This window comes from Dactylosporangium sp. NPDC050688 (assembly GCF_040654515.1).
In the GTDB taxonomy this organism is placed as follows: Bacteria; Actinomycetota; Actinomycetes; order Mycobacteriales; family Micromonosporaceae; genus Dactylosporangium.
In genome coordinates, this window is record NZ_JBFAIC010000055.1 from 56,435 (window position 1) to 80,506 (window position 24,072).

The 24,072-nt window shown below is 70.5% G+C and carries 27 protein-coding genes and 1 pseudogene; 15 read left to right on the forward strand and 13 right to left on the reverse strand.

What is annotated here, in order from left to right; all coding sequences use genetic code 11:
- The first annotated feature begins 299 nt into the window (after window positions 1-299).
- Entirely contained in the window at window positions 300-1,169 is an 870-nt protein-coding gene (locus AB0H83_RS37535; RefSeq protein ID WP_360103592.1) for a slipin family protein, read from the forward strand.
- A 728-nt stretch (window positions 1,170-1,897) separates the two neighbouring features.
- Here AB0H83_RS37535 and AB0H83_RS37540 read toward each other — a convergent pair.
- Window positions 1,898-2,338 carry a hypothetical protein gene (locus tag AB0H83_RS37540; protein WP_360103594.1) on the reverse strand — a complete coding sequence of 147 codons (441 nt, stop codon included), beginning with the start codon at window positions 2,336-2,338 and terminating at the stop codon, window positions 1,898-1,900.
- 293 nt (window positions 2,339-2,631) lie between these two features.
- Here AB0H83_RS37540 and mgtA point away from each other — a divergent pair, with 293 nt between their 5' ends.
- Window positions 2,632-5,316, forward strand: a complete 2,685-nt coding sequence (mgtA, locus tag AB0H83_RS37545) for a magnesium-translocating P-type ATPase (RefSeq protein WP_360103596.1) — start codon at window positions 2,632-2,634, stop codon at window positions 5,314-5,316.
- Between the two features lie 177 nt (window positions 5,317-5,493).
- On the opposite strand, the gene AB0H83_RS37550 is transcribed toward mgtA, so the two are convergent.
- Both AB0H83_RS37550 and AB0H83_RS37555 read right to left on the reverse strand, forming a co-directional pair.
- A complete protein-coding gene (locus AB0H83_RS37550) occupies window positions 5,494-5,751 on the reverse strand; it encodes a hypothetical protein (protein ID WP_360103598.1) in 258 nt (85 codons plus the stop codon).
- 63 nt (window positions 5,752-5,814) lie between these two features.
- Window positions 5,815-6,042 (reverse strand): hypothetical protein, encoded by a 228-nt coding sequence (locus tag AB0H83_RS37555; protein ID WP_360103600.1) that lies wholly within the window; start codon window positions 6,040-6,042, stop codon window positions 5,815-5,817.
- Between AB0H83_RS37555 and AB0H83_RS37560 the strand changes: the two genes are divergently transcribed.
- From AB0H83_RS37560 to AB0H83_RS37590, 7 genes and pseudogenes are all read left to right on the forward strand, one after another.
- On the forward strand, window positions 6,023-7,873 hold the full coding sequence (locus AB0H83_RS37560; RefSeq protein ID WP_360103602.1) for a polymorphic toxin-type HINT domain-containing protein: 1,851 nt from the start codon (window positions 6,023-6,025) through the stop codon (window positions 7,871-7,873). The genes AB0H83_RS37555 and AB0H83_RS37560 overlap by 20 nt on opposite strands.
- A gap of 31 nt (window positions 7,874-7,904) precedes the next feature.
- On the forward strand, window positions 7,905-8,096 hold the full coding sequence (locus AB0H83_RS37565; RefSeq protein ID WP_360103604.1) for a hypothetical protein: 192 nt from the start codon (window positions 7,905-7,907) through the stop codon (window positions 8,094-8,096).
- 3 nt (window positions 8,097-8,099) lie between these two features.
- Window positions 8,100-8,317: pseudogene (locus AB0H83_RS37570) on the forward strand (IS630 family transposase); the annotation flags it as partial.
- 167 nt (window positions 8,318-8,484) lie between these two features.
- Window positions 8,485-8,712: a hypothetical protein gene (locus AB0H83_RS37575; protein WP_360103606.1), complete on the forward strand. Its 228-nt coding sequence runs from the start codon at window positions 8,485-8,487 to the stop codon at window positions 8,710-8,712.
- Window positions 8,709-9,542: an LLM class F420-dependent oxidoreductase gene (locus tag AB0H83_RS37580; protein WP_360103608.1), complete on the forward strand. Its 834-nt coding sequence runs from the start codon at window positions 8,709-8,711 to the stop codon at window positions 9,540-9,542. Before AB0H83_RS37575 ends, AB0H83_RS37580 begins: the two co-directional genes overlap by 4 nt.
- A complete protein-coding gene (locus AB0H83_RS37585; protein ID WP_360103610.1) occupies window positions 9,539-9,943 on the forward strand; it encodes a TIGR03668 family PPOX class F420-dependent oxidoreductase in 405 nt (134 codons plus the stop codon). Before AB0H83_RS37580 ends, AB0H83_RS37585 begins: the two co-directional genes overlap by 4 nt.
- A gap of 10 nt (window positions 9,944-9,953) precedes the next feature.
- A complete protein-coding gene (locus AB0H83_RS37590; RefSeq protein WP_360103612.1) occupies window positions 9,954-10,712 on the forward strand; it encodes a dienelactone hydrolase family protein in 759 nt (252 codons plus the stop codon).
- Between the two features lie 130 nt (window positions 10,713-10,842).
- On the opposite strand, the gene AB0H83_RS37595 is transcribed toward AB0H83_RS37590, so the two are convergent.
- Window positions 10,843-12,420, reverse strand: a complete 1,578-nt coding sequence (locus AB0H83_RS37595) for a methyl-accepting chemotaxis protein (RefSeq protein ID WP_360103614.1) — start codon at window positions 12,418-12,420, stop codon at window positions 10,843-10,845.
- A gap of 148 nt (window positions 12,421-12,568) precedes the next feature.
- On the opposite strand from AB0H83_RS37595, the gene AB0H83_RS37600 reads away from it, so the two are divergent.
- Window positions 12,569-12,748: a hypothetical protein gene (locus AB0H83_RS37600; protein WP_360103616.1), complete on the forward strand. Its 180-nt coding sequence runs from the start codon at window positions 12,569-12,571 to the stop codon at window positions 12,746-12,748.
- A 193-nt stretch (window positions 12,749-12,941) separates the two neighbouring features.
- A complete protein-coding gene (locus AB0H83_RS37605) occupies window positions 12,942-13,139 on the forward strand; it encodes an ArsR family transcriptional regulator (protein WP_360103646.1) in 198 nt (65 codons plus the stop codon).
- A 4-nt stretch (window positions 13,140-13,143) separates the two neighbouring features.
- On the opposite strand, the gene AB0H83_RS37610 is transcribed toward AB0H83_RS37605, so the two are convergent.
- From AB0H83_RS37610 to AB0H83_RS37625, 4 genes are all read right to left on the reverse strand, one after another.
- Window positions 13,144-14,361, reverse strand: a complete 1,218-nt coding sequence (locus AB0H83_RS37610) for an acyltransferase (protein WP_360103618.1) — start codon at window positions 14,359-14,361, stop codon at window positions 13,144-13,146.
- A gap of 56 nt (window positions 14,362-14,417) precedes the next feature.
- Window positions 14,418-14,861, reverse strand: a complete 444-nt coding sequence (locus AB0H83_RS37615; protein ID WP_360103620.1) for a hypothetical protein — start codon at window positions 14,859-14,861, stop codon at window positions 14,418-14,420.
- 8 nt (window positions 14,862-14,869) lie between these two features.
- Complete coding sequence (locus tag AB0H83_RS37620; RefSeq protein WP_360103622.1) at window positions 14,870-15,769, reverse strand: HupE/UreJ family protein; 900 nt, start codon at window positions 15,767-15,769, stop codon at window positions 14,870-14,872.
- Window positions 15,770-15,830: 61 nt separating this feature from the next.
- Window positions 15,831-16,442, reverse strand: a complete 612-nt coding sequence (locus tag AB0H83_RS37625) for a hypothetical protein (protein WP_360103624.1) — start codon at window positions 16,440-16,442, stop codon at window positions 15,831-15,833.
- A 102-nt stretch (window positions 16,443-16,544) separates the two neighbouring features.
- Between AB0H83_RS37625 and AB0H83_RS37630 the strand changes: the two genes are divergently transcribed.
- Window positions 16,545-16,700 (forward strand): hypothetical protein, encoded by a 156-nt coding sequence (locus tag AB0H83_RS37630; RefSeq protein WP_360103626.1) that lies wholly within the window; start codon window positions 16,545-16,547, stop codon window positions 16,698-16,700.
- Window positions 16,700-17,392 carry a hypothetical protein gene (locus tag AB0H83_RS37635; RefSeq protein WP_360103628.1) on the forward strand — a complete coding sequence of 231 codons (693 nt, stop codon included), beginning with the start codon at window positions 16,700-16,702 and terminating at the stop codon, window positions 17,390-17,392. The genes AB0H83_RS37630 and AB0H83_RS37635 overlap by 1 nt, the downstream gene beginning before the upstream one ends.
- Window positions 17,393-17,396: 4 nt before the next feature.
- On the opposite strand, the gene AB0H83_RS37640 is transcribed toward AB0H83_RS37635, so the two are convergent.
- From AB0H83_RS37640 to AB0H83_RS37655, 4 genes are all read right to left on the reverse strand, one after another.
- The gene (locus AB0H83_RS37640) at window positions 17,397-17,708 is read right to left on the reverse strand and encodes a hypothetical protein (RefSeq protein WP_360103630.1); all 312 of its coding nucleotides are present in this window, start codon (window positions 17,706-17,708) and stop codon (window positions 17,397-17,399) included.
- 162 nt (window positions 17,709-17,870) lie between these two features.
- Window positions 17,871-19,028 carry a chromate efflux transporter gene (chrA, locus tag AB0H83_RS37645; protein WP_360103632.1) on the reverse strand — a complete coding sequence of 386 codons (1,158 nt, stop codon included), beginning with the start codon at window positions 19,026-19,028 and terminating at the stop codon, window positions 17,871-17,873.
- Between the two features lie 113 nt (window positions 19,029-19,141).
- On the reverse strand, window positions 19,142-19,588 hold the full coding sequence (locus AB0H83_RS37650; protein WP_360103634.1) for a chromate resistance protein ChrB domain-containing protein: 447 nt from the start codon (window positions 19,586-19,588) through the stop codon (window positions 19,142-19,144).
- Window positions 19,585-20,109 (reverse strand): Chromate resistance protein ChrB, encoded by a 525-nt coding sequence (locus AB0H83_RS37655; protein WP_360103636.1) that lies wholly within the window; start codon window positions 20,107-20,109, stop codon window positions 19,585-19,587. Before AB0H83_RS37655 ends, AB0H83_RS37650 begins: the two co-directional genes overlap by 4 nt.
- 316 nt (window positions 20,110-20,425) lie before the next feature.
- Here AB0H83_RS37655 and AB0H83_RS37660 point away from each other — a divergent pair, with 316 nt between their 5' ends.
- Window positions 20,426-21,475, forward strand: coding sequence for a YncE family protein (locus tag AB0H83_RS37660; RefSeq protein ID WP_360103638.1), 1,050 nt, complete (start codon window positions 20,426-20,428; stop codon window positions 21,473-21,475).
- 204 nt (window positions 21,476-21,679) lie between these two features.
- On the opposite strand, the gene AB0H83_RS37665 is transcribed toward AB0H83_RS37660, so the two are convergent.
- Entirely contained in the window at window positions 21,680-22,087 is a 408-nt protein-coding gene (locus AB0H83_RS37665; protein ID WP_360103640.1) for a metalloregulator ArsR/SmtB family transcription factor, read from the reverse strand.
- Window positions 22,088-22,181: 94 nt separating this feature from the next.
- On the opposite strand from AB0H83_RS37665, the gene AB0H83_RS37670 reads away from it, so the two are divergent.
- Window positions 22,182-23,993 carry a heavy metal translocating P-type ATPase gene (locus tag AB0H83_RS37670; RefSeq protein ID WP_360103648.1) on the forward strand — a complete coding sequence of 604 codons (1,812 nt, stop codon included), beginning with the start codon at window positions 22,182-22,184 and terminating at the stop codon, window positions 23,991-23,993.
- Window positions 23,994-24,072: the final 79 nt, after the last annotated feature.

A 24,072-nucleotide genomic window follows, 5' to 3' on the forward strand; every position in this document is an offset into this window, starting at 1 on the left:
TGTGCACGACGAGCAGTGACCTCGGGACGTTCGCCTCTGTCCGGCACGGCCGACACGACGGACGGTTGAGACCTGGAAGGACCGTCAAGCATCGATCCTCCCGGCTGCGCGTCCGGCGGACCTTACGTCCGCCCGCGGCGCGGCGACCAAACGATCGCCTTGTCGTGCAGGACGTCGCGGCGGCGCGCTGACCGGCAGGCCAGCCGTTGGCGGACGACCCGTTCGCCGGTACCGCGCCGCGTATCTCCCGTGCCCGCAGTTCGCGGACCGGACGCGAACACCCGAAGTGGAGCGTGTCAATGAACACCTTCATCGCCGTCCTCGTGATCGTCGCGGTCGTGGCCCTGATCGTCCTGGCCCTGGCGGTCCGGGTCGTCAAGCAGTACGAACGGGGCGTGCTGTTCCGCCTCGGCCGGGTCATCGGCGCCCGCGAACCCGGCCTGCGGCTGCTCATCCCGATCGTCGACCAGCTGCACCGTGTCTCGCTGCGGATCGTCACCATGCCGATCCAGTCCCAGGGCATCATCACCCGCGACAACGTCAGCGTCGACGTCTCCGCCGTCGCGTACTTCCGTGTCGTCGACGCGGTCAAGTCCGTGGTGGCGATCGAGAACGTCCATGCCGCGATCAACCAGATCGCCCAGACCACCCTGCGCAAGGTCGTCGGCCAGCACACCCTGGACGAGACCCTGTCCGAGACCGACCGGATCAACGTCGACATCCGCGAGATTCTCGACGTCACGACCGTCGAGTGGGGCGTCGAGGTCACCCTGGTCGAGCTCAAGGACATCCAACTGCCCGACAGCATGAAGCGGGCGATGGCCAGGCAGGCCGAGGCCGAGCGGGAGAAGCGCGCGAAGATCATCAACGCCGAGGGTGAGTCCCTCGCCGCCGCCGCACTCGGCGACGCCTCCGACACCATGATGGCCCACCCCCTCGCCCTGCAACTGCGCAACCTGCAGAGCCTGGTCGAGATCGGCGTCGACAAGAACACCACCGTCGTCTTCCCGGCGCCGTTGATGAGCACCATCGGCGAACTCGGGACCTTCCTCGCCCGCGAAGCCGCCGCCGCTGCGCCCCGTCCGGCCGGCCCGGCCACCATCCCGGTCAACGCCAAGACGGTCAGCGCGAACGGCGGGGCCGAGGCGCGCGCCGACCTGGCCGTGTAGCCCTTCTACGCCCGGGCCTCGTCTTCGGAACCTCCGATCGGCCCGGGCGGCACCACAACCGCCGCCGCCGCTGCGCTCCCCGCTTGATCGCATCAGCGCCGCTGCGCCGTCGGTGCGCGTGTACCACGGCCCTCACCAGCGGATTCAGCCACGCTAACCGGGCAGATCGCGGAGGGAGAAACAAGCGATGGGAAGACGGGTGACGGTCGTGCTGTACGCGCTCGCGATGGTAGCCGTCGTGGTCGGCGTGGACGTCTTGTTCTTCAGACACCAATTTTGGCGCGGCTGATCGTAAACGTCTGAATTGTCGCGGTATTTACGGCGTTCTATTTAAAGCTCCGAAAGCATCCATGAGCGCAGCCCCGCACGTGTGGCTCACCTGGCTGCGCCAGGCAGTTCCGTGTCGGCCGCGTCCTTGGCGACGTCGGCGGCGGTGTTGACGGACAGGCCGACGTCGGCGGCGTGCAGCGCGAGCGCGCCGTTGACCCCGTCACCGAGGAACCCGACGTCGTGGTCGTGCCGCAGCAGCCGTACCAGCCGGGCTTTCTGCTCGGGTGACGCCCGGGCGAAGATCGTGGCTTCGGTGGCAGCGGTGGTGAGCTGGGCGTCGTCGAGTGCGTCGATAATGGCGCCGGTCAGAGTGCCGAAGCTGGACGACCCTGACGCGACCGCTTCGGGGTGAACCGCCTGCCCTGCGGCGACCTGTCCCTGACCGGCCCGCAGTTGTGCTACCTGGCAGCCGCGGCGGTCGCCTCGGATGCTCCGGTCGGGGCGGCGACCACCGGGGTCAGTTTGGTGATGCCGGACGGTACGGTCCGTGACGCGGCGGCGGTGGCTTCGCGGGTCAGGAAGGAGCCGAGTTCGCCGATGGTGCTCATCAGCGGTGCGGGGAACACGACGGTGGTGTTCTTGTCGACGCCGATCTCGACCAGGCTCTGCAGGTTGCGCAGTTGCAGGGCGAGGGGGTGGGCCATCATGGTGTCGGAGGCGTCGCCGAGCGCGGCGGCGGCGAGGGACTCACCCTCGGCGTTGATGATCTTCGCGCGCTTCTCCCGCTCGGCCTCGGCCTGCCTGGCCATCGCCCGCTTCATGCTGTCGGGCAGTTGGATGTCCAACGCCAACGTGACCAGGGCCAGGATGACGACGACGACGATGGTCAACGTTCTCATCGACTTGCTCCGTTCCGGTTCGAAGCCGAGGAGCGGGGACTTCGCCCCTTGTCAAGGTCAACCGTTGCTCGACCTCAGCACCGATGACAGGGTCGAAGGCCACCAGTTCGATCCGAATCAGGTGCCCGGGGGTGCAACGCCCCTTCGGCCAGCTGGCATCGGACGCTGCCGGTCCGCTGGTCCCTACCGGCCAGGGCGACCGGCCCTGATCCGAACGGGGTCGTGCGTGGCAGGCTCGGGGTGTTATGGCAGCAAGGCGTGCGGGGCGTACCGGGGTTGAACAGTCGGCGATCGTGACGGTCGCCGGCGGGCCGCCGCCGGACCTTTACGAGTCCGGCTTGGACGTGTCCAGGGCCGCGGAGTTGCCCGCCGAGCAGGTGCTGCACGGCCTCGGCGTGGACCACGGCGGACTGCCGGCGGGGGAGGCGGCGCGCCGGCTCGCACGGTATGGACGCAACGCGGTCTCCACGCACCGGGCTCGGCTGCTGCCGGTGCTGTGGCATCAGGTGCGCTCCCCGCTGTTGGTGCTGTTGCTGGTCGCCGCGGTGGCGTCGTACTTCGTCGGTGAGCGCAGCGACGCGATCATCATCGCGGTGATCCTGGCGCTGTCCGTCGGCTTGGGACTGGTCAACGAGTACCGGGCGGAGAAGGCGGCCGAGGCGCTGCACTCGAAGATCAGCCACCGGGCGCTGGCCGTACGCGACGGGCACCCGGTCGCGGTGGACGTAACCACGCTGGTCCCGGGCGATGTCGTCGACCTGCAGCTGGGAGACGTAGTGCCGGCTGACATCAGGCTGCTGGAGGCATCCGGGCTGGAGTGTGACGAGTCGGTGCTGACCGGCGAGTCACTGACGGTCGACAAGAACCCCTTACCGGTGCCGGCCGGCACGCCGCTGGCTGGGCTGTCCGGCTGCGCGCTGATGGGCACCGTGATACACGCCGGGAGCGGGCGTGGAGTGGTCACGGCAACGGGGACGCGCACGCAGTTCGGGCGCATCGCGGGGGGCCTGGGCGGCCACCCGATCGAGACGCAGTTCCAGGCCGGGTTGCGACGCTTCTCGATGCTGCTGGTCTACGTCGCCGCCGGTCTCACCACCTCGATCTTCGTCATCAACGTGGTGCTGCACCGGCCGATCCTCGAAGCGCTGCTGTTCTCCCTGGCCATCGCGGTGGGGATCACCCCGCAGCTGCTGCCCGCGGTGGTGTCGATGAGCCTGGCCGCCGGGTCCCGGCAGATGGCCCGGCGCAGGGTTCTGGTCAAGCGCCTGGTCTGCATCGAGGACCTCGGCGACATCGATACCCTGTTCACCGACAAGACCGGCACCCTGACCCAGGGCCGGATCAGCTTCATGCGCGCCGTCGCCACCGGCCCGGGTGCACCCGACACACCGTTGCGGTGGGGTCTGACGTGCACCGAAGCCGTCGTCGAGGACGGCCACGCGATCGGTGGCAATCCCCTCGACGTGGCGTTGTGGGACTCGCCGGCCGCGCTGGGCCAGCGCGCGGCCGTGGCCGGGGACACCCGGCTGTCGACCCTGCCGTTCGACCACGAACGGCGCATGGTGTCGGTCCTCGTCCGCGACCAGCACGGCGCCCAGACGATGGTCACCAAGGGTGCGCCGGAAGCCGTCCTGGAGTGTTGCGTCAACGTGCCGGACACCGCCGCGACGGCCCTGGCCGCCGAGTTCACGGCCGGCAACCGGGTCGTCGCCGTCGCCACCCGCCCCGCTCCCGGCCTTACCCAGCTCACCACGGCCGACGAACACAACCTGCGGCTGGCCGGCCTGCTGGTCTTCCTGGACCCGCCCAAGCCCGACGCGGCGGCCGCGCTGGGCCGCCTCGCCGCCCTCGGCATCACGGTGAAGATCGTCACCGGGGACAACCCGGCGGTGGCCGCCAAGGTCTGCCACGACGTCGGCCTGCCCTCCGGCGCGACGCTGACCGGCCCGGACATCGACAACCTCGACGACCCGCACCTCGCGGCGGCGATCACGACCACAACGGTGTTCGCCCGGGTCAGCCCCGAGCACAAGGCTCGCATCGTGCGCATCCAACGCATGACCGGGCGAGCCGTGGCATTCCTCGGCGACGGCGTCAACGACGCCCTCGCCCTGCACACGGCAGATGTCGGCATCTCGGTCGACTCGGCCACCGACGTGGCCAAAGACGCCGCCGACGTCATCCTGCTGGAGAAAGACCTCAACGTCCTGGCCGACGGCGTCGCCGAGGGCCGCCGGATCTTCGCCAACACCATCAAGTACGTCCTGATGGGCACGTCCAGCAACTTCGGCAACATGTTCAGCGCCGCGGGCGCGTCGATGTTCCTGAAGTTCCTGCCGATGCTGCCCTCCCAGATCCTGCTCAACAACCTGCTCTACGACACCAGCCAACTCGCCATCCCCACCGACAACATCGACGAGGAGCAGCTACGCCGCCCGTCGCACTGGGATATTCGGTTCATCCGCCGCTTCATGCTGTACTTCGGGCCGTTCAGCTCGGTGTTCGACTTCGCCACCTTTGCCGTCATGCTGTGGTTGTTCCACTCCGGGCCGGCCCAGTTCCGCACCGGTTGGTTCGTGGAGTCCCTCGCCACCCAGACCCTGGTCATCTTCGCCATCCGAACCCGCCGAATCCCGTTCTTCCGCAGCCATCCCAGCCTCCCGCTGACCCTCGCCGCCCTCGGCGTGGTCACCGTCGGCGCGCTGCTGCCCGCCACCCCCCTCGCCAAGGTGCTGGGTTTCCACCCACTACCTGGCGGCTTCTTCGCCGCACTCGCGACCATGGTCGTCTGCTACCTCGGCCTCATCGAGGTCGGCAAACGGCTCTTCTACGGCATCGCGCCCACGCCGACCGGCCCGCCGCTCCCGGTCGGGCGCCGTCACCTGCGCCGCCGCGCCGCCTACTTCAGCATCGGCCACCACCGCGAGCTCGGACCCGATCAGGCAGCGTCGGCGCCTGCCGATGTGTCAACGAAGTGACCGCCCTCGCTGTCCCACACCGAAGTCGGTCGGCATCGCGTTCGGCCCGGGACCCGGTACCGCGGACGCGCGGCGAGCACATCCGGTGCCCGGACGGTGTCGGTCGGGCCGGCCGCCACCGCGATCATGGTGCGCGCCACGGCTTCGGCCGCGCATCGGACTCCACCATCGCGGACGTCACGGCCAGCCGCCGTACCGGCCACCAGCCCCGACGTCACCTGGTAGTGCACCGGACCGATGCCAGCAGCATCGGTCGTGGAACCGGGACGTGCAGACGCCGTTGCAGCCGGGCGAAACAGGCGCTGCGGTGGCCGGGTCGAGGGTGACGAACTCGCCGTCGAGGACGGCGCTGCGCCCGTGCAGGAGCGTGGCCATTTCCCAGCCACGCAGCCCCGGCTTCTGTCCGAAGTACTGGAGCAGCTCCACCTTCGACAAGACCGGTAACCGGTCGACTGAGTAGCGCCACGAGCTGCCGGGCGAGCCCACCACCACCTACAACTACGGCACGACCGGGCACCGGCTCAACAGCACCAGCGTCGATGGCAGCACCTTGACGTCGTACCAGTACGACGCCGCCGGCAACACGACCCAGCGCGTGGTCGGTGGTAGCACCCAGAACCTGGAGTGGGACGCCGAGGGCAACCTGGCCAAGGTCACCGAAGGCTCGAAGATCACCCGGTATCTCAACGACGCCTCGGGCAACCGGTTGATCCGCCGGGACGACACCGGCACCACCCTGTACCTGCCCGGGCAGGAGTTGCACCTCAGCACCGCCAACGTGAAGTCCGCGACGCGGTACTACACCCATGCCGGGGTGCCGGTCGCCGTGCGCACCAACGACGGCAACCTGACCTACCTCGCCTCGGATGCGCACGGCACGGCGACGGTGGCGATGGACTCCGTCACCGGGACGGTGCAGAAGCGGCGTTCGACACCGTTCGGTGAAGACCGCGGTGCTGCGGTCGTCGGATGGCCGGGTGACAAGGGCTTCGTCGGCGGTACGAAGGACCAGTCCACGGGCCTGACGCACCTGGGCGCCCGGGAGTACGACCCGAAAATCGGCCGGTTCATCTCCGTCGACCCTCTCACGATCCCCGAGGATCCGCAGCGGCTCAACGGCTACGCGTACGGCAACAACTCGCCGATGACCAACGCCGACCCGTCCGGTGAGGCGTTCCCCGCCGACCCGGACGCGTTCCCGCCGCCGCCGGCCCCGCCGGCGAACCCGGGCAACCCCACCGGCAACCCGAGCGGTCTGTCGGATGAGGACCAGAAGGCCCGGCTCGAGGCCGAGGCGGTCAAAAAGAAGTCCATGATGGACATGCTGGTGGAGCAGGGTCTGTCCTTCCTGCTCGACTTCCTGGGCATCACGGACATCGTCAACTGCATCACCAAGGGCGACGTCGGGGCGTGCGTAAACACGCTCATCGGGATGATCCCGTGGGGCAAGGTCTTCAAGGCGGGCAAGGCGATCGTCAAGGGCGTCACCAGAGCGTTCGACGCCTACAAGTCCTGGCAACGGGCGATCAAGATTGCCGACGACGTCATCCGGCGCACCGACGACCTGATCGCCGCGGCCAGGAAGAAGGCCGACGAACTCGCCCAGTCGGTAGGCGCCGGGGCCAAGAAGGCCGACGACGCTCCGGGCGGTCTTGCCGACAATGCGGCCGGTGCGGCCGGGGACTGTGCCCACAGCTTCGATCCCGACACCCGGGTGCAGATGGCCGACGGCTCCACCAAGGCCATCAAGGATGTCGAGGAAGGCGACGAGGTTCTCGCGACCGACCCGGAGACCGGCGAGACCCCGACCCGCACCGTCGTCAGGAAACACGTCAACTTCGACACTGACCTGACGGATGTGACGCTGACCGGCGAGGCGGGCCCGGAGACGCTGCACACCACGCAGCACCACCCGTTCTGGTCGCAGACGCGGCAGGCCTGGGTGGATGCCGCGCAACTGCAACCCGGCGAACACGTCCGGGCGCTCGACGGGTCCCTGGTGACGGTCGAGAGCGTGCGGAGCGTCGCCGACAGCCGGGTGATGCACGACCTCACGGTTTCCGAGATCCACACGTACTATGTGATCGTCGGGGCCCGCCCGGTCCTGGTGCACAACTGCGACATCATCGACGTCTACCACGGCACGTCCAAGAACGGTGCGAAATCGGTGCGGGACAACGGTGTCGACACGCAGTACGCCGACCCGGACAAGGATTTCGGTCAGGGTTTCTACACCACGACCGACCGGGCGCAGGCCGAAAGCTGGGCTCGGAGCAAATTCGGCGGAAACGGCGAGGTCATGCACTTCCGGGTGGATCTCAGGGAGCTCGCGAAATTGAACGGTAAGATCTTCCCCGATTCGGGTGGTCCGGAGTTCGAGGCATTCGCCCGTGGGCAGCGAACAGGCTCGGCTCCCATGCATGGCTATCACTGGGTGGAAGGCCCGATGGTGAAGAGCGTCGGAAGGTTCAAACGCGGCGCACGGGCCGAATTGATCGGCCAGCAGCTATCGTTCCACACGGCTGCCGCAGCGTCCCTGTTGAAGCTGGTCAGCTGACATGACGGGCAGGCACGAGTTTACGTTCCTGGTGATCGACGAGATGCGGGACTACGTGTCATCGATCGTCGAGGAGATGGCCAGGACCTTCAACATCTCCGAGGCTGAGGCGTTGTCGATCATCAACGATCACTGGGCATTCCACGAGATCGGACCGGACAACCTGCTCGGCCATGAAGAACCGGACTACTGGGCACGCACGATTTACGAGCAGTACCGATAAGTGTCCGGCACCACCCACCACAGCGGCATCACCCAACGCTGGCTCGCCGAACACCCCCGACTCCTCATCATCGAAGGCGCCCGCTACAGCCCGCAGGACAACCCCGTCGAACGGCTCTTTCTTCAACAACCGCACCAACGAACAAACCTCATCACCGCCGCACTCTGGACCTCACCGTGGCTACCGAGGGTTACGCACAGAATCTCAGGCAACCCGCTTAGCCGGGTGGATCAGCAGCAGGTCACGGCTGGGGTGAGCGAAGAGGACACATTTCACCGCCGGTGAGGTGACACAGGTGCCGGATCGCCCCTGCAGGTAGGGCACGGCCTCGTCGAGGCGGTGTTGAGGGCGGTGCCGTTGGTGACGAGCTCGCTCCACTGACGCCGGCATGGCGATCTCGGTCGCCGTGCACCTCTCGCCGCGCTGCCTGCTCGACGCCGAGCTAGTCCGGCGGGTCACCGGGGTGCTGGCCGAGTTCGGGTGCGGCCCGCGCTGCTGCGCCTGGAGGTCACCCGAGTCGGCCGTGATGGCGAACCCGGCGCACGCCACCGCCACCGTGTCGGAGCTGCATGACCTCGGTCGAAGCGTCGCCGATTGGGTAGGGACGGGGCCATGAACTTTGGAGTCGGGTATTTCGCCACCCACAATGCCATGGCCCCGGGGGACCTGGCGCGGCTGGCCGAGGAGCGCGGCCAGTCCGCCGTGTTCTTCGCCGAGCACACCCACATCCCGGCCAGCCGGGACACGCCGTACGAGGGCGGGCAGGAGCTGCCGCAGAGGTACTGGCACACCTACGACCTCTTCGTCGCGCTGACCGCGGCCGCGGCGGCCACCAGCCGGCTGCGCATCGGCAGCGGCATCTGCCTCGTCATCGAGCGTGACCCAATCATCACCGCCAAGGAGGTCGCCTCGCTCGACCAGCTCTCCGGTGGCCGCTTCGAGTTCGGCGTCGGCGCCGGGTGGAACCGCGAGGAGATGCGCAACCACGGCACCGACCCGCGGGTGCGTATGGCCGTGCTGCGCGAGCGGATCGAGGCGATGAAGGCGATCTGGGCCGAGGAGGAGGCGTCGTACCACGGCAAGTACGTCGACTTCCAACGGATCTGGTCATTCCCGAAGCCGGCCCAGCGCCCCCACCCGCCGATCCTCGTCGGTGGCATGGGCCCGGGCGTGCTGGACCGCGTGCTGGCGTTCGGCGACGCCTGGTTCCCCAACTACGGCGAGGGCGTCATCGAGCGCATCGGCGAGCTGCGGGCCCGGGCCGAGCGGCGGATCGACGTGCAGGTGCTCTCGGCGCCGGCCGATCCCGCGGTACTGCAGCGCCTCCACGAGGCCGGCGTCCAGCGCGCCAGCCGGTGGATCCCCTCCGGCCCGCGCTCGATCGTCGAGCGCGGCCTCGAACAGTGGGAGCGGGCCATCGCCGACTTCGCCGGCGAAGGCGCGTGACGCCGGATGAGTGCCGGCAGCGTTTCGGGGCGGCGCGCGTCGCCCGGCTGGCCACCGTCGCCCCGGATGGCTCGCCTCATGCCGTGCCCATCGTGTTCGCGCTGGAGGGCGACACCGTCTACCACGGCGTAGACGCCAAGCCGAAGCGGCACACCGCCCTGCAGCGGCTGGCCAACCTGGCCGCCGAGCCGCGCGCCGCCGTGCTCGCCGACCATTACGACGAGGACTGGTCCGCGCTGTGGTGGGTCCGCGCCGACGGCATCGCGCGCCAGGTCGACCCGGCGGGGGAGGAGGGCCGCTGGGCGCTCGGGCGGCTGGTGGCGCGCTACCCGCAGTACCGAATCCGTGGGCTGATGATCGCGATCGACGTCGTTCGGTGGACGGGCTGGTCGGCCTCGTAGAGTCGGGGTCATGACCGACTTCTCCGCCGAGCACCGGCGGCTCATCGACGCCGTCGCCGAGCGCCCGGGCGCGCAGATCGCCGAGGCGGCGGTGGCCTACGACCACGACGGGCGGCCCATGGAGGGCTACCGCGCCCACGACGCCGCGGTCGCCGGGCCGAAGCCTGCCGTGATCATCGTGCACGACTGGACGGGGCTGCGGGAGTACCCCAAGGCCCGTGCCCAGATGCTCGCCCGCCTCGGCTACTACGCCTTCGCCGCCGACCTCTACGGCACCGGGCGGCGCTTCGAGGACCACCAGAGCGCGGCGGCGGAGGCCGGGAAGTACTACGGCGACCTCGCGCTGATGCGCGCCCGGGTCCGCGCCGCCTACGACGTCGTGGCGAACGACCCGGCGGTCGACGCGAGCCGGATCGTCGTCATCGGGTACTGCTTCGGCGGCTCGGCGGCGCTGGAGTTCGCCCGCACCGGGGCGCCGCTGGCCGGCACGGTCGCGTTCCACGCCCGCCTCGTGGCCCACGAGCCGGCCGACGTCGCCGCGATCACCGGCGCGGTGCTGATCTGCACCGGCGGCGCCGACCCGGTGGTGCCCGACGAGGCGGTGGCGGCCTTCCAGGACGAGCTGCGCACCCGCCCCGACCTGGACTGGCAGGTCATCACGTACTCCGGCGCCGAGCACGGATTCACCCTGCCGGGCGGCGCGTATCACCCGGCGGCCGACGCCCGCAGCTGGCGCGAGCTGACGGCCTTCCTGGACGAGGTCTTCTAGGTGAACCCCAATCCGCGGCTCTGGTGCGCAAGCACGCTTTCTAGGAGCCCGTCCCAGATCAGGATGACCGGTGCCCGGTCGAGCAGAGCCCGTGACGCCACATCGCCGGCCAGCTGGCGAGTGCGGCAGGTCAACGGCGGGGATGCGGCTGGTTGATCCGGAATTGCCGTACGACGGTCTGGAGCCGGTCTGCGGTTGCCGACAGCCGCTCGGCAGCGGTCTCCGTCTGCTGCGCGGAGCTCGACGTGGCCGCTGAGGTGTCGGAGACGCCGGTGATGCGGCCGGCGACGGAGGCCGCCTGGTCGGCGGCGCGGGTGACGTTGATGTCGATGTCGCGGGCGGCGTCTGCTTGCTGATCGGTCGACCCGGAGATCTCGTTTTGGATTGCCGCGATCCGGTTGATCGTCGTGGTGACCCGCTGCAGCTCGTCGATCGCGGACGAGGTGCCGGACTGGATGGCGCCGATGCGTTCGCCGATGTCGCCGGTGGCCTTCGCGGTCTGCTTGGCGAGCTCCTTGACCTCGTTGGCGACGACGGCGAAGCCCTTGCCGGCCTCGCCGGCGCGGGAGGCCTCGATGGTGGCGTTGAGCGCGAGGAGGTTGGTCTGGTCGGCGATCGCGGTGATGACGGAGGCGACCTCGCCGATGCGGGCGCTGGAGGCGTCGAGCTCGGCGATGGTGCGGTTGGCGGCGGCTGCGACCTGGACGGCCTCGGCGGCGATCTGGGCGGCCTGGGCGACCCGGGTCGAGATGTCCTGCACGGCGGCCTGCAGGGCGCGGGTGCTGTTTGACGCGGTGTGCACGTCGCGGGTCGTCTCGTCGATCGAGGTGGCCGCGGCGGTCGACTCGGTGGCGAGCCGGTCGGCGCCGGTGGACAGCTGGCGGCTGACGTCGCGGAGGTTGCCGGAGGCGTCGGTGAGGACTGCCGACTCCTCGGCGATGCTGGCCAGCGCGGTGCCGACGCGGTCGACGGTGGTGTTGAGGGCGTGGGCCATGTCGGTGAGCTCGTCGTTGCCGCGCAGCGGGAGCCGCTGAGTGAAGTCGCCGCCGGCGACGTGCTCGAGGACGGTCTTGGTCTGCCGTACCGGGCGAACGATCGACCGGGCGAGCAGCCACATGGCGATCAGGACGAGCGGCACGGTGAGCCCACCGATGATCCCGAACAGCCAGCGGGCTCTGGTCTCACCGTCCGCCGCGGTACGTTGCTGGTCGGCGACCACGTCAGTGAGCGTGGTCTTCAGTGCGTCGCTGCCCTCGTCGAACGCGTCCCATGCCTGCTGCGCGGTCTGCACCTGCGCGGGGGTCAGCTCGCCGGACGTCGCGGTGATGGCGTCGGCGACGGCGAGGACCTGGTCGACCGTGGTGCTCAGCTCGGCGACCTGCTCGTCGATGCCCCACCGTGACCGGCTGGCCTCGATGGCGGCGAGCTGGTCACGCAGCTCTCCGGCGTGTTCGGTGGACCGCTCGACGACCGTGCTGCGCGCCGCGGCGTCCAGCGGTGTGAGGAGCGTGTACGCGCAGGCCAGGACGACGGAGGCGGTGTGCTGGGAGTCGTTGACCTCCGCCAGGACCTGCGTCGCCGTGACCGCCTCCCGGCCCCGTTCGCCGGTGTTGGTGGTTTGCGTGAAGCCGACCTCGGCCAGGATCAGGGTCGCGGCCGTGACCGCCGCGGCGACTCCACCGACCCGCCGTCCCACCGTCCACCGCATCTGCCGCACCTCCGCACCGGTCTGCATCCGTACCATTCGGCACGACGGGCCTGTATCTGAGACGGACCGGCTCGCCATGTTCCTGGCGTACGCCGCGGCGGCGTCGGCGGTCGGCCCGACGTGTCGCGGGTGGAGCACGGTGCCAGCGATGGCGGCCGTGTTGGAGGTCCTGGAAAGCGTGCCGGGCACCAGCGAGACGGTGGAGGTGGACCGGCTGATGTCGACCTCGGTGGAGCTGGCCCGGGTGTGGCGGCGTGTGCTGCAGGACGCGGGGTTCGACTACTTCCTCACCAGTGACGGCGGCACGTACTTCAAGCTGCTGAACTGACGCGCGGGCAGTCCGCCGTACCATGAATGCTTGTGTATGCACCCGACGACGTGGTGACAGGCGGTAGCGGCGAGTCACCGACCGACGCGCAGGCCGACGCGGCTGCGACGGCGTTGCGGATGCTCGCCGACCCGACCCGACCCGCCTGCGGCTGCTGTGGGCGCTGCGGGACGGCGAGCAGGACGTCAGTACGCTGACGGCCACAGTCGGCGCTGCCCGGCCGGCGGTGTCGCAGCACCTCGCGAAGCTGCTCCTCGCGGGCCTGGTCAACACCCGGCGGGACGGCCGCCGGGTGCTGTACCGGGCCGCGGGCGGTCACGTCCGCCGGCTCGTGACCGAGGTGTTCCACGCGGCTGATCATCATCTGACCGGCACGCCTGAGCACGACTGACCCGTCACCGGCGGCGCCAGTCCTTGAGGGCCAGAGCGCGGCGCTCGACGAGGTGCCACGACGCGTACGCGACGACGGCGGTGATCAACAGGCTCAGTGCGGTGTACGGCAGGTAGCCCCAGCGGTTGGCGCCGAACGTGGCCAGCAGCTGCTGGACGAGGAAGCCGTAGATGTAGATGCCGTAGGAGTAGTCGTTGACGGCGCCGACGCGGCGCAGCCGCCTGGGTGCCCGGACCGCCGCCCACACCAGCAGATACGCGAGGGTGGGGAAGCCGGCGACGAAGAACCCGCCGAGCAGCAACGACCCGGCGAGGATGACGAGGCAGGCGAGGGCGAGCCCGTCGTGGATGGGGACGCGGTCGCGGTACAGCTCGATGGTGGCCCCGGTGAGGAACAGCGCGCCGAGGTAGATGAGCCACTGCGCGAAGACGTCGCCGACCAGCGGCGGGGCGATGAACCCGTAATGTCCGGCGGGTGGGCCCTCCAGGGTCCAGCCGCGGATCTGGTCGGCGAGGATGCAGCCGTACAGGATGACGGCGATGACCGGCACGAGCCACCGTGCCCGGCGCAGCACTGCCGTGACGGCGAGGACGGCGACGGCGGCGTAGCAGGCGGTCTCGTAGACCAGCGACCACAGCGCGCCGTTGAACACGCTGTTGCCGCCGATCTCCTGTCCCCACGGGGTGTCGGCGAGGAGGTCCTGGATGCCGTACTGGCGGACTCCGGTGAACCAGTTGCCGGTCACATACTGCAGCGGCCCTTTCGGCCCGTCCCAGAACCCGGCGAGAGTGTCCCGCTGGTGCAGCGCGACGACGGGTGCGGCAACGAACGCGGTGACGAGCAGGCACACCCAGAGTCCGGGCAGGATGCGCAGCGCGCGGTGCCAGGCGAACCGCCCGACAGTCGTGTGCCGCGCGGAGCGGGTGATGAGCAGCCCGGACAGGATGAAGAAGCCGAAGACGGCGAGGGTGCCGACGTTGGTCTGGTTCTGGAACAGGCTCTGGCCGAGGTCCTCCCAGCCGAAGCCGAGCGACGTGGCGTGGGCGAGGACGACGGAGATCGCGAGGCCGAGCCGGATGGCGCCGATGCCGTTGTCGCGGCCGTTCCACAGGTCGGCGAGGGTGCCATGGGCGAGCCGGCGCCCTGGGGGCCGGACGTCCGGAGCGTGGTGGTCAGTGTCGGAGGCATGGTGCATCGGCCGCCGGCCGGCGGTTGCGGGCATGCGGAAGCTCCAGGTGAATGGGGTTGGTCAGGACACGTCGCGAGCGTCGTGCCGGCCTAGATCCGCCATACCTGGAGGTGCGATTGCTGAGGTTGGCCGGTGTCCCGGTCCGGGACCGTCCGCGGTGCGGGACCGGCGACGGCGACGGACGGCACCGTGAAGGTGCTGGCGTCGGCGATCAGTTTCGGCTGGTGCGGCTGCGCCAGGACTCCCGCGGTGTGCAGCACGGTGTGGTGGTGCTCGTGGGAATGCTCGCCGGCCGCGCCGTGATGGTCGTGTCCAGCCGTTGTCGAATGAACGGCGGGATGCCCGAGCTGCAGATGGGCGGCTTGTGCCTCAGCTCGGGGTGTGAGCAGCAGTGACGCGAGGAGCAGCGTGGCGAGCCCGGCACGTGTCAGCCATACCGTCCAGCGCACCATGTCCCGGATGATGGCGGCCCGCTGGGCCGTGGCAGTGTCGCGGATCTGCCACAGCCCTTCGAGTTCGCCCGGACGTAACACCGTGATGCCTATTCCGCGACCTTGGACCGCGGGTCGGCGAACCATGCCTTCGTGAACTGTTGCAGGGCAGGCAGGTCGAACGCGGTGCAGGTGAGCGTGCCGCGTACATGGGTGGCGGTGTCCGTCGGTTCGTAGAAGTCCTTCGAGGGGTGGCCGCCCTGCCCGTACGGCAGCGTGTCGGCGCGTTCGCCACTGGTGCACGGTCCAGAAGCGGCCGCGGCGGGCGCGGGCCGGTTGGCCCGGTCGACGACGACCAGTACGGCGGCGAGGACCCCGAGCACGATGATCGCGGTGGACGCGACCCGCTGGGCCTGTTCGGAGGTGAACCGGGCGGGCAGGTAGCTGGCGATGAGCATGACGACGAGCAGCGCGATGACCTGGCCGCCCTCGATGCCGATGTTGAACGCGATGATGCGGGTGAGGCTGCCGACGCCGTGGACGTCGATGTCCTGCAGGCGGGTGGCGAGGCCAAGGCCGTGGATGAGGCCGAACCCGAGCACGGCACCGCCGAACAGCCGCCAGTGCAGGGTGGTCTTGGGCCGGGCGAGGAGCGCGACGGCGCCGACGAAGACGACGCTGAGGCCGATGACGAGGTCGACCTTGGTGGGGCTGACCCGCCATTCGGTGATCGCGGCGGTGATGAGGGTGACGCTGTGCCCGAGCGCGAACAGCGACACGTAGGCGGCGGCGCGGCGGACGGTACCGGCGATGAGCGCGACACCCGCGACGAACAGCAGGTGGTCCCAGCCGAGCAGCATGTGGGTGATGCCGAGCCAGACGAACTCGGGGACGGACTTGTCGGCGGCGCCGTTGACGCCGTGCGCGGACGCGGCAGCCGGTGCCAGCAGGAGGATGGTCAGGGCGGCGCCGGGCACGACGGTGCCCCGGCGCAGGACGGATCGGTGCATGAAGGCCTCTCGGGATTCCCGGGCACGGCGAGGCGGCGCCCGGACGGACGTGGAAACGGCGCTATGCGAGCGTTCCCAGCGTCGGCGGGGCACGGCCCGCCACCCGGAGCATGGACCAGATCGACTCGCCGTCCGCATCGTCGCGCACGACGGCGCGGGTCAGGGCGGGACAGGGGAGCGGTCGTGGGGCCGCCGCGGCGGCGGCGAGTTGGACACGGTCGACGGCGCCGCGCCACAGCAGCGCGGCGATCACGCCGGCGGCGCCGTGCACCGCGAGGCCGAGTAGCAGCACGATGGGCGGCGGCACGACGTGGGCGTCGGAGACCGCCCAGGCGCCGGTCTCAGCGGCGAGGAAGGCTCCGGTCGACCAGAGTCCTGCGGTGCGAGCCAGCCGCCGTCTGCCAACCGTCGGCAGCCGGCCTCCGGACGCGAACGCTGCGGCGGTGACCGCGAGCAGCGACGTCGCCGTGAGCGCGAGGGCCACGATCACCGCGGCCAGCTCGGCCGCGTGGACGTGGTCGACCCCTGCGGCGATGCCGTGGTCGGCCGCGTGCCGGTGGGCGAGCAGCCGCGAGGTGACCAGGTGGGCGGCGCTCCAGCCGAGCGCCCCCGACGAGACGGCGGACACGGCGACGAGCGCGCGTCCCGCATGCCGCTGGTCCGTCGTCCTCACCTCCCGCGCTTGTTCCGGCCGCCGCCATCGTACGGGTCCGCCGAGACCGCCTGACGCAGCCATTCGGCCGGAGTCCACCTGCCCGACGTGCCGGACCCGCACGTGGCGGCGCTGCAGGGGCTCGACATCTCGGAACTTTCCGACCCGCCGTCCGGGCGGATAGCATCGAGCGTCACCACGCCCGGTCGGTCGGTCTTCGGCGAGCCTTCCGTCCTGGCGGCACCCGACCGTGTTCACCAGGCCCGCCAGGAGCTGTGATGCCACCCCGTTCGCCGAGCCGTTCCCGCCGGCTGCCTGCCCGCGCCCGTACCGGCGGCGGTTTCCAGTGGCGGCCCGTCGCGATCGCGGCCGCCGTCGCGCTCGTCATCGGCGGGCTGATCGGTGGTCTCGTCGGCACCGCCGTCGCCGACCCGCGTACTGACGTGCAGCGGCGCATCGACGCGCTGCAGGTCGCGGAGGTGCAGCGCGACTCCGCCCAGGTCGTGGCTCTCACCGACCAGGCGCGCCGCCTCCTCGAGCTGCTGGGCCCGGTCGCCGAGCAGCTCGCCACGGCGCTGCCGCCCGGTGCCGCACCCGGTCCGGTGGTCGCGCAGGGCAAGGTCGACGGGTGGAAGGCGGTCACCCGCAAGGGCGTCGAGGAGTTCGCGAACCCGCCGTCGGCCGGAACCGCGGTCAACATCGCCCGGGGCAGCCTCGCCGGTGGCGCCCGCCAGCTCGACGTCGCCGTCGACACGTACGCCGCCGCGGTCAAGGCGGCCGAGGCGGACCGTCCGGCGCTGCTGGCCTTGGCCGGCCGCCAGCGTGATCTGGCGGTCGCCGGCTGGTCGGTCGGCGCCACGCAACTCGACCAGCTCAACGTCGACATCGGCCGGGGCCATCAGCACGTCTTCCTGCCGTCCGTGCCGGGTCAGGAGGCGATGACCTCGGACGGTTCGAAGGAAGGCGAGTGACCGGCTACCGCGCGCAGTCGTACAGGGTGTACGGCGGGGTGGTGAACCCGTCGACGGGGCGGCAGGCGGTCGGTGCCCACGTCGCGTAGTCCGGATAGTCGCGGGTCGGTTTGCCTTTCAGCTGGGGGCCGTCGACGAGGGCGAACCGCAGTTCACCGGCGGCGCCGAGCTCGCCGAGCCGCTGCGCGCTGACGTTCGAGATCTGGGCGGTGAAGCCGCCGATCGGGAGCGGGTCGAGGCCGCGGGTGATGCACTGCCCGGCCTGTGGCGCCCACTGCACGGCGAGGTCATAGCGCTCTGCGGCGAGGAGCGCCACCGCGGGTGCCCGGCTGACCGCGCCGATGACGACGGCCTCGGTGACGACGAGGCCGCGCAGGGCGCGCCCAGCGGACCATAGCGAGGCCGTATCCGAACGTCCGGCTGCCCTGGGCGGTGAGGATCCAGCGGGCGTCGACCGCGCTCACCGGGCTCCACGTGTTCACCACGGCCAGTGCAGGGCGAGCCCGGCGGCGGCGCTGAGCCCGACCAGGATCGGTTCTTTGACCTTCCACTTCAGCAGCAGCCCGAGTGCGACCATCGCAATAGTGACCGAGGGCCAGTCGGTGATGGTCTGCCGGGACAGCACCACCACGGCGCCGGCGATCGCGCCGGCCGCTGCGGCGGTGGCGCCCTTGACGAAGGCTTGGATCTGGCGGTTGTCGCGGTGGCGGATGAACCACCGGCCGGGCACGACCACGCCGAGGAAGATCGGGGTGAAGATTGCCACGGTGGCGACGAGGGCGCCTTGCCAGCCGGCGACGAGGTAGCCGATGAACGTGGCGGTGATGACGACCGGTCCCGGGGTGATCAGGCCCATCGCGACGGCGTCGAGGAACTGTCCGTCGGTCAGCCAGTGGTGCTGGTGGACCACGCCTTCGCGCAGGAACGGCACGATGGCCAGGCCGCTGCCGAAGATGAACGCGCCGGCCTTGAGGAAGAACCAGCCCAGTGCCAGGACGGTGCTGCCGCCTATCGCCACGGCCAGGGCCTTGCCGGCCAGCGGCCCAAGCCCGGGCACCGCGATGGTGACGGCAGGTCTTGTTGGGCGGCGCAGCCAACTGGGTGGGGCGTCAAGGACGATCATGAGCAGTCCGGCGGCGATGAACAGCAGTGCGATCTCGGCGCCGGTCAGCGCGGTGATGACTGCGAGGACGGCGCTGATCGCCCACAGCCGCCGGTTGCGGTGGTTGGTCAGCCGGGCCAGTTTGTAGGCGGCCACTGCGATGATGGCCATCACGGCTGGGGCGATGCCGTGGAACAGCCCCTGGACCACCGGCAGGCCCTGGTAGTGGGCGTAGGCGACGGCCACGGCGAGTACGAGCAGGAACGACGGGGCGATGAACGTCGCCGCGGTTACGAGGGCGCCGATGGTGCCGGCACGCAGGTATCCCAGCCACATCACCACCTGCGCGGCGAGCGGTCCGGGCATGGTCTGGCCGAGTGCGACACCGTCGAGGAAGTCCTTCCGTGACAGCCAGGCGCGCCGCTCGACCAGGTCCCGTTGCATGTAGCCGACGCTGGCGATCGGGCCGCCGAACCCCCAGGTACCCAGGCCGAGGAAGTAGCCGAGGAACGTCCGCTGCGGCACGGTTCGCACGTCAGGTCCAGTGGTCCGGGTGCCGGCACCGGCTGGCATCTCGGGTTCTGGCGTTGCGGCCGGCGCCGGAACCCGCTCAGGCGGTCCGGCACGGCTCGGCGGGTTCGGGGTGTTCATGCCGGCTCCCGGCCCAGCAGGAGAGCGCGGCGTTGGTACTCGTACAAGCCGTCGAAGATCGGCCCGGTCAGCTCCAGCATCCGCTCGTCGTCGCAGACCATGGACAACCCGCGCAGCACCACGTCCAACCCCGGGGCTTCGGGGGCGTCGTACCGTTCGTCGTCCAGGTCGGCCTCGTGCACGATCTGCCCGATGCGCCACAGCACCGGGTCGGTCAGGTCGTGGCGGCGCAGGATCGTCTCGAAGCTGCAGTCAGCCGACCCGTCCGGGCCGGCGTGGTGGGACAGATCCACCCCGCGCATGTCGAACGCGATCGCGTTCGCCGGCACGTCAGCGGGATCGGTGACGAAGACGAACTCGGCGTCCGGGTCGAGGAACCGGCGGATCAACCAGGCGCAGGCGGCCCGGTCGATGTGGATCCCGGCGCGGGTGGCCCACCTCATGACAGCAGCTCCCGTATTTCCGTGTCCGTGTCGATGTCCGGGTCCTGCGCCGTGGCGTCGGTCAGCAGCGCCTGGACCGCGGCGTGCGCGACATCCCGCTGCGGTGGCGGGAAGTAGTCGCGGCGGCCGATGCGGCGCAACTCGCTGCGTAGTCGCTCGCCGGTTCGGCGGGCCTCCCGCGACCCCGCCGCCGACGCGCTGCCGGCCTCGGCGGTCACCGCGTCGTACTCGGCGGCGCGGGCAGTGGCCATCCGTGCGGCGAGGTCGCGCTCCTGTGCGGCGGAGGCGGGTTGGGCAAACCAGATCGACGCCTCACCGCCGGCCTCGACGATTTCGTCGGCGAGCCACTCCAGCTGCTCGCGGGTGCGCGCGTCGGCGGGCAGCGTGACGAGCCCATCGGAGAGTTGCGCCACCCCGAGCCGCTTGAGCTTGCGCCACACCGTGATCCGCGGCGTGGACGGTTCCCGGGGCAGCCGATAGCACAACATCACCCATGATCCGACCGTTCGATCACTGCTCACCATTCAAGTGTAACCGTGGTTGCACAACATGACAGGCGGTCGACATCCACCAGCAGGCGGGCGCTTCAGCGATGTAGCAGCCTCTGCAACCGCGGTTACAGTCGATCCAGGGGTGGCCGTGCAGCGGGCGGTGGGAGGCAGACACTGCCATGATCGGTTGGGACATGATGGGCTGTGACGCCGCGCTGTCGGCACTCGTCGCCGGGGGAACCCGCCGGCTGGCATGCACCGGCCTCCTGGGTCGACGTCTACCTGTACTGACGGTCGCCCGCCCAGCCGTGGGACTGCCGGGCGTCGGTGAGCAAGGAGGAGTGCGGTGAACACCAGGTTCCCACGACGTCCCCGGCTGCTGCGCTGGTTTTGGCTGGCCGTCGCGGTCACGGCCGTTGCCGTGGCTGCGGCGGTCGCCGTCGCGGTGTGGGATCGTCCGCCGCCGACGGTGCCGCTGCCGCTACGGGCGGCCGGTCAGATCGCCCTGCCCGGCGACAGCTCCCGGTTCGACTACGCCAGCCTCGACGCCAAGCGCGGTCTGCTGTTTCTCGCGCACCTCGGCGCTAGCGAGATCGTCGTCGTCGACGTCCACGCCGGCTCGGTCGTGCGGGTCATCCACGGCGTCGACCAGGTCCATGGCGTCCTGGTGGTACCCGAACGGCACCGGGTGTACGCCACAGCCACCGGTGCCAACGCGATGGTCATCCTGAACGAGGACACGGGCGTCCAGCTGGCGCAGGCGCCGACCGGGAACTACCCGGACGGGCTGGCCTACGACCCGATCCATGCCACCGTCTGGACCACCAACGAAACCGGCGGCTCCGAAACCGTCATCGACGCCGACAGCGGCCAGATCCGCGGCACCGTGCCACTGTGCGGCGAGGCAGGCAACGTCACCTACGACCCGCCGACCCGGCGGATGCTCGTCGCCGTGCAGACCCGCAACGAGCTCGCCGTCATCGACCCCGCGACCCTGGCCGTCACCCGGCGGGTACCGCTACCTGGCTGCGACCACAGCCACGGCCTCACCCTGGACCCGGACCACCGGCTCGCATTCGTGGCCTGCGACGCCAACGCCACCCTGCTGACGATCGACATGGGCACCTGGACCGTCTCCGGCACACTCCGCGTCGGCGACACCCCGGACGTGCTCGCCTACGACCCCGCCGCCGCCCGGCTGTACGTCGCCGTCGAAAGTGGTTGGCTGACCACCCTCGACGAGCACAACCGGAACCTGACCATCACCGGCCGCGCCCACATCGCCGACGGCGCCCACGTGGTGGCCGTCGACCCCACCACCCACCGCAGCTACTACCCCGTCCCGCACGGAACGACCGGCCAACCGGCGCTGCTGTCGTTCGAACCGAACCCCTGACGGTCGGGCCGCCGGACCTTGCCGCGCCGTACGCCCACGGTCCAACGTGCCCTACGGCGGGTCAATGCTCGAGGTCGGTCCTGATCTCCACCTCGACGTCGTCGCTGACCTTGAGCGGTGCCAGCACAGCCCGCTCGTCATGACGCAGCTCGCCTCATGCCGCGCAGGTGCAGCGAACCAACCCGATGGTCGGCGCGTCAGAACCTAGCCGGCGGAGTGTGTGGGCACGCGCAGGTCGGGTGCGGGCAGAGGGGTGTGGGGCCGCCCGTCGCCGGCGGCATGGTCGGGCAGGTCACGGTCGGCGTGATCGGCGTGGAACAGGGCTTCGGCCAGCAGCGCCCGCACGTGGGGGTCGGCCGCGGAGTAGTGCACGAAGGTGCCTTCCCGGCGGCCCCGCACGAGGCCTGCCAGGCGGAGTTTGGCCAGGTGCTGACTGACGGCGGTCGGTGCGGCGCCGACGAGTTCGGCCAGGCAGGCGACTGAGGACTCGCCCTGCAGCAGCGCCCAAAGGATCTTGATGCGGGTCGGGTCGGCGAGCAGCCGGAAGCCTTCGGCGGCCAGGTGGACCTGCTCGTCGTTGGGCATCTGAAAGTCCGGCAGCGAGGTATGCACGTAACCAGGATATCGGAACCGACGTACTCATCTGCCTACCTGCTTGGCTATCTACGTGAATACGCAGGTATTGTGGTTCGGCGTGACCCTGACGATGAGCCCGACCTCCGCCGAGAGCCTGACACCGGCACCGTCGCAGCGATTGACCGCCCGGCTGTGGGTGCTGCCGGAGATGCGCTGGGCAGGACTGGCGCTGACACTGTTCGCCGCCGGCGGGCTGCTGCAGCTGGCCGGCGCTCCACGGCCGGTGTGGTGGGCGCTGTACCTGGCCTGCTACGCCGCCGGCGGGTGGGAGCCGGCGTTGGCCGGGCTGCGGGCGCTACGCGACAAGACCCTCGACGTCGACCTGCTGATGATCGTCGCGGCGATCGGCGCGGCCGCGATCGGGCAGGTCTTCGACGGGGCGCTGCTGATCGTCATCTTTGCCACCTCCGGTGCCCTGGAGGCGTTCGCGACGGCCCGGACCGCCGACTCGGTGCGGGCATTGCTGGACCTGGCCCCGGAGCGGGCGACCCGCCTGGACGCTGACGGCGCGGAGACCGTGGTGGACACCGGCGACCTGCACGTCGGTGATCTGGTGCGGATCCGGCCGGGTGAGCGCATCGGCGCCGACGCGGTCGTCGTCGACGGCGCCAGCGAGGTCGACCAGGCCACGATCACCGGCGAACCCATGCCGGTTGCGAAGATCGTCGGCGACGAGGTGTTCGCCGGCACTCTCAACGGCACCGGCACCCTCGTCGCGCGGGTGCACCGCGAGGCCGGCGAGTCGGTGATCGCCCGCATCGTGGCCCTGGTCGAGCAGGCCTCGGCGACCAAGGCCAAGACCCAGTTGTTCATTGAGAAGGTCGAGCAGCGCTACTCGATCGGCGTCGTCGCGGCCACGCTCGCGCTGTTCGCGATCCCGCTGCTGCTCGGCGCGGACCTGCGGTCCACCCTGCTGCGGGCGATGACATTCATGATCGTGGCGTCGCCGTGCGCGGTGGTGCTGGCCACGATGCCGCCGTTGCTCTCGGCGATCGCCAACGCGGGCCGCCATGGCGTACTGGTCAAGTCCGCCGTGGTCATGGAACAGCTCGCCGACACCTTGCTGGTGGCGTTCGACAAGACCGGCACCCTGACCGAGGGCACCCCGCGGGTCGCCGAGATCCACTCCGCCGGTTCGATGACGGGGGAGGAGTTGCTTCGACTGGCCGCCGGTGCCGAGCATCCGAGCGAGCACCCGGTCGCGGCCGCGATCCTGACCGCCGCCCGCGACCGCAGCTTGGCCGTGCCGGTCGCCGACGCCTTCGTCTCCACGCCAGGCCGCGGCGTGCGGGCGGTCGTCGACGGCAATACCGTGGCGGTGGGCAGCCCCGCCCTGCTCGGTGAACTGTCCCCCGCCCTGGCCGGCACCCGGACCGTGGCAGACGTCGGCGCCGCTGTCGACGGCGCCGAGCGCGCCGGCCGCACCGCGGTGGTGGTCGTCGTCGACGGCACCCCGGCCGGAGTGCTGGCCCTGGCCGACCGGATCCGCCCGGGCGCAACCGGCACCGTGTCCGCCCTGACGACATTGACCGGTGCCGCGCCGGTACTGCTGACCGGCGACAACCCCGCCGCCGCCGAACGGCTCGGCGCCGAGGCCGGCATCACCGACGTACACGCCGGGCTGTTGCCGGCCGACAAGGTCGACCACGTCCGGGCGCTGCAGGAACACGGCCGGCGGGTGCTGCTCGTCGGCGACGGCGTCAACGATGCCCCCGCGCTCGCCGCGGCCCACCTCGGCGTGGCGATGGGCCGGCACGGCTCCGACCTCGCCCTGCACAGCGCCGACGTGGTCCTGGTCCGCGACGACCTGACCACCCTGCCGGCGGTGATCGCCCTGTCCCGGCGGGCCCGCCGCCTGGTCATCGCGGGTCTTCGAAGTTAGCGGGGGTCGAGATGCCCGCGGGCTTTGCGGGTGGTGGCGGTTCGGGTTCGTAGTCGCTGGTTGACGGGGTTGCGGAAGC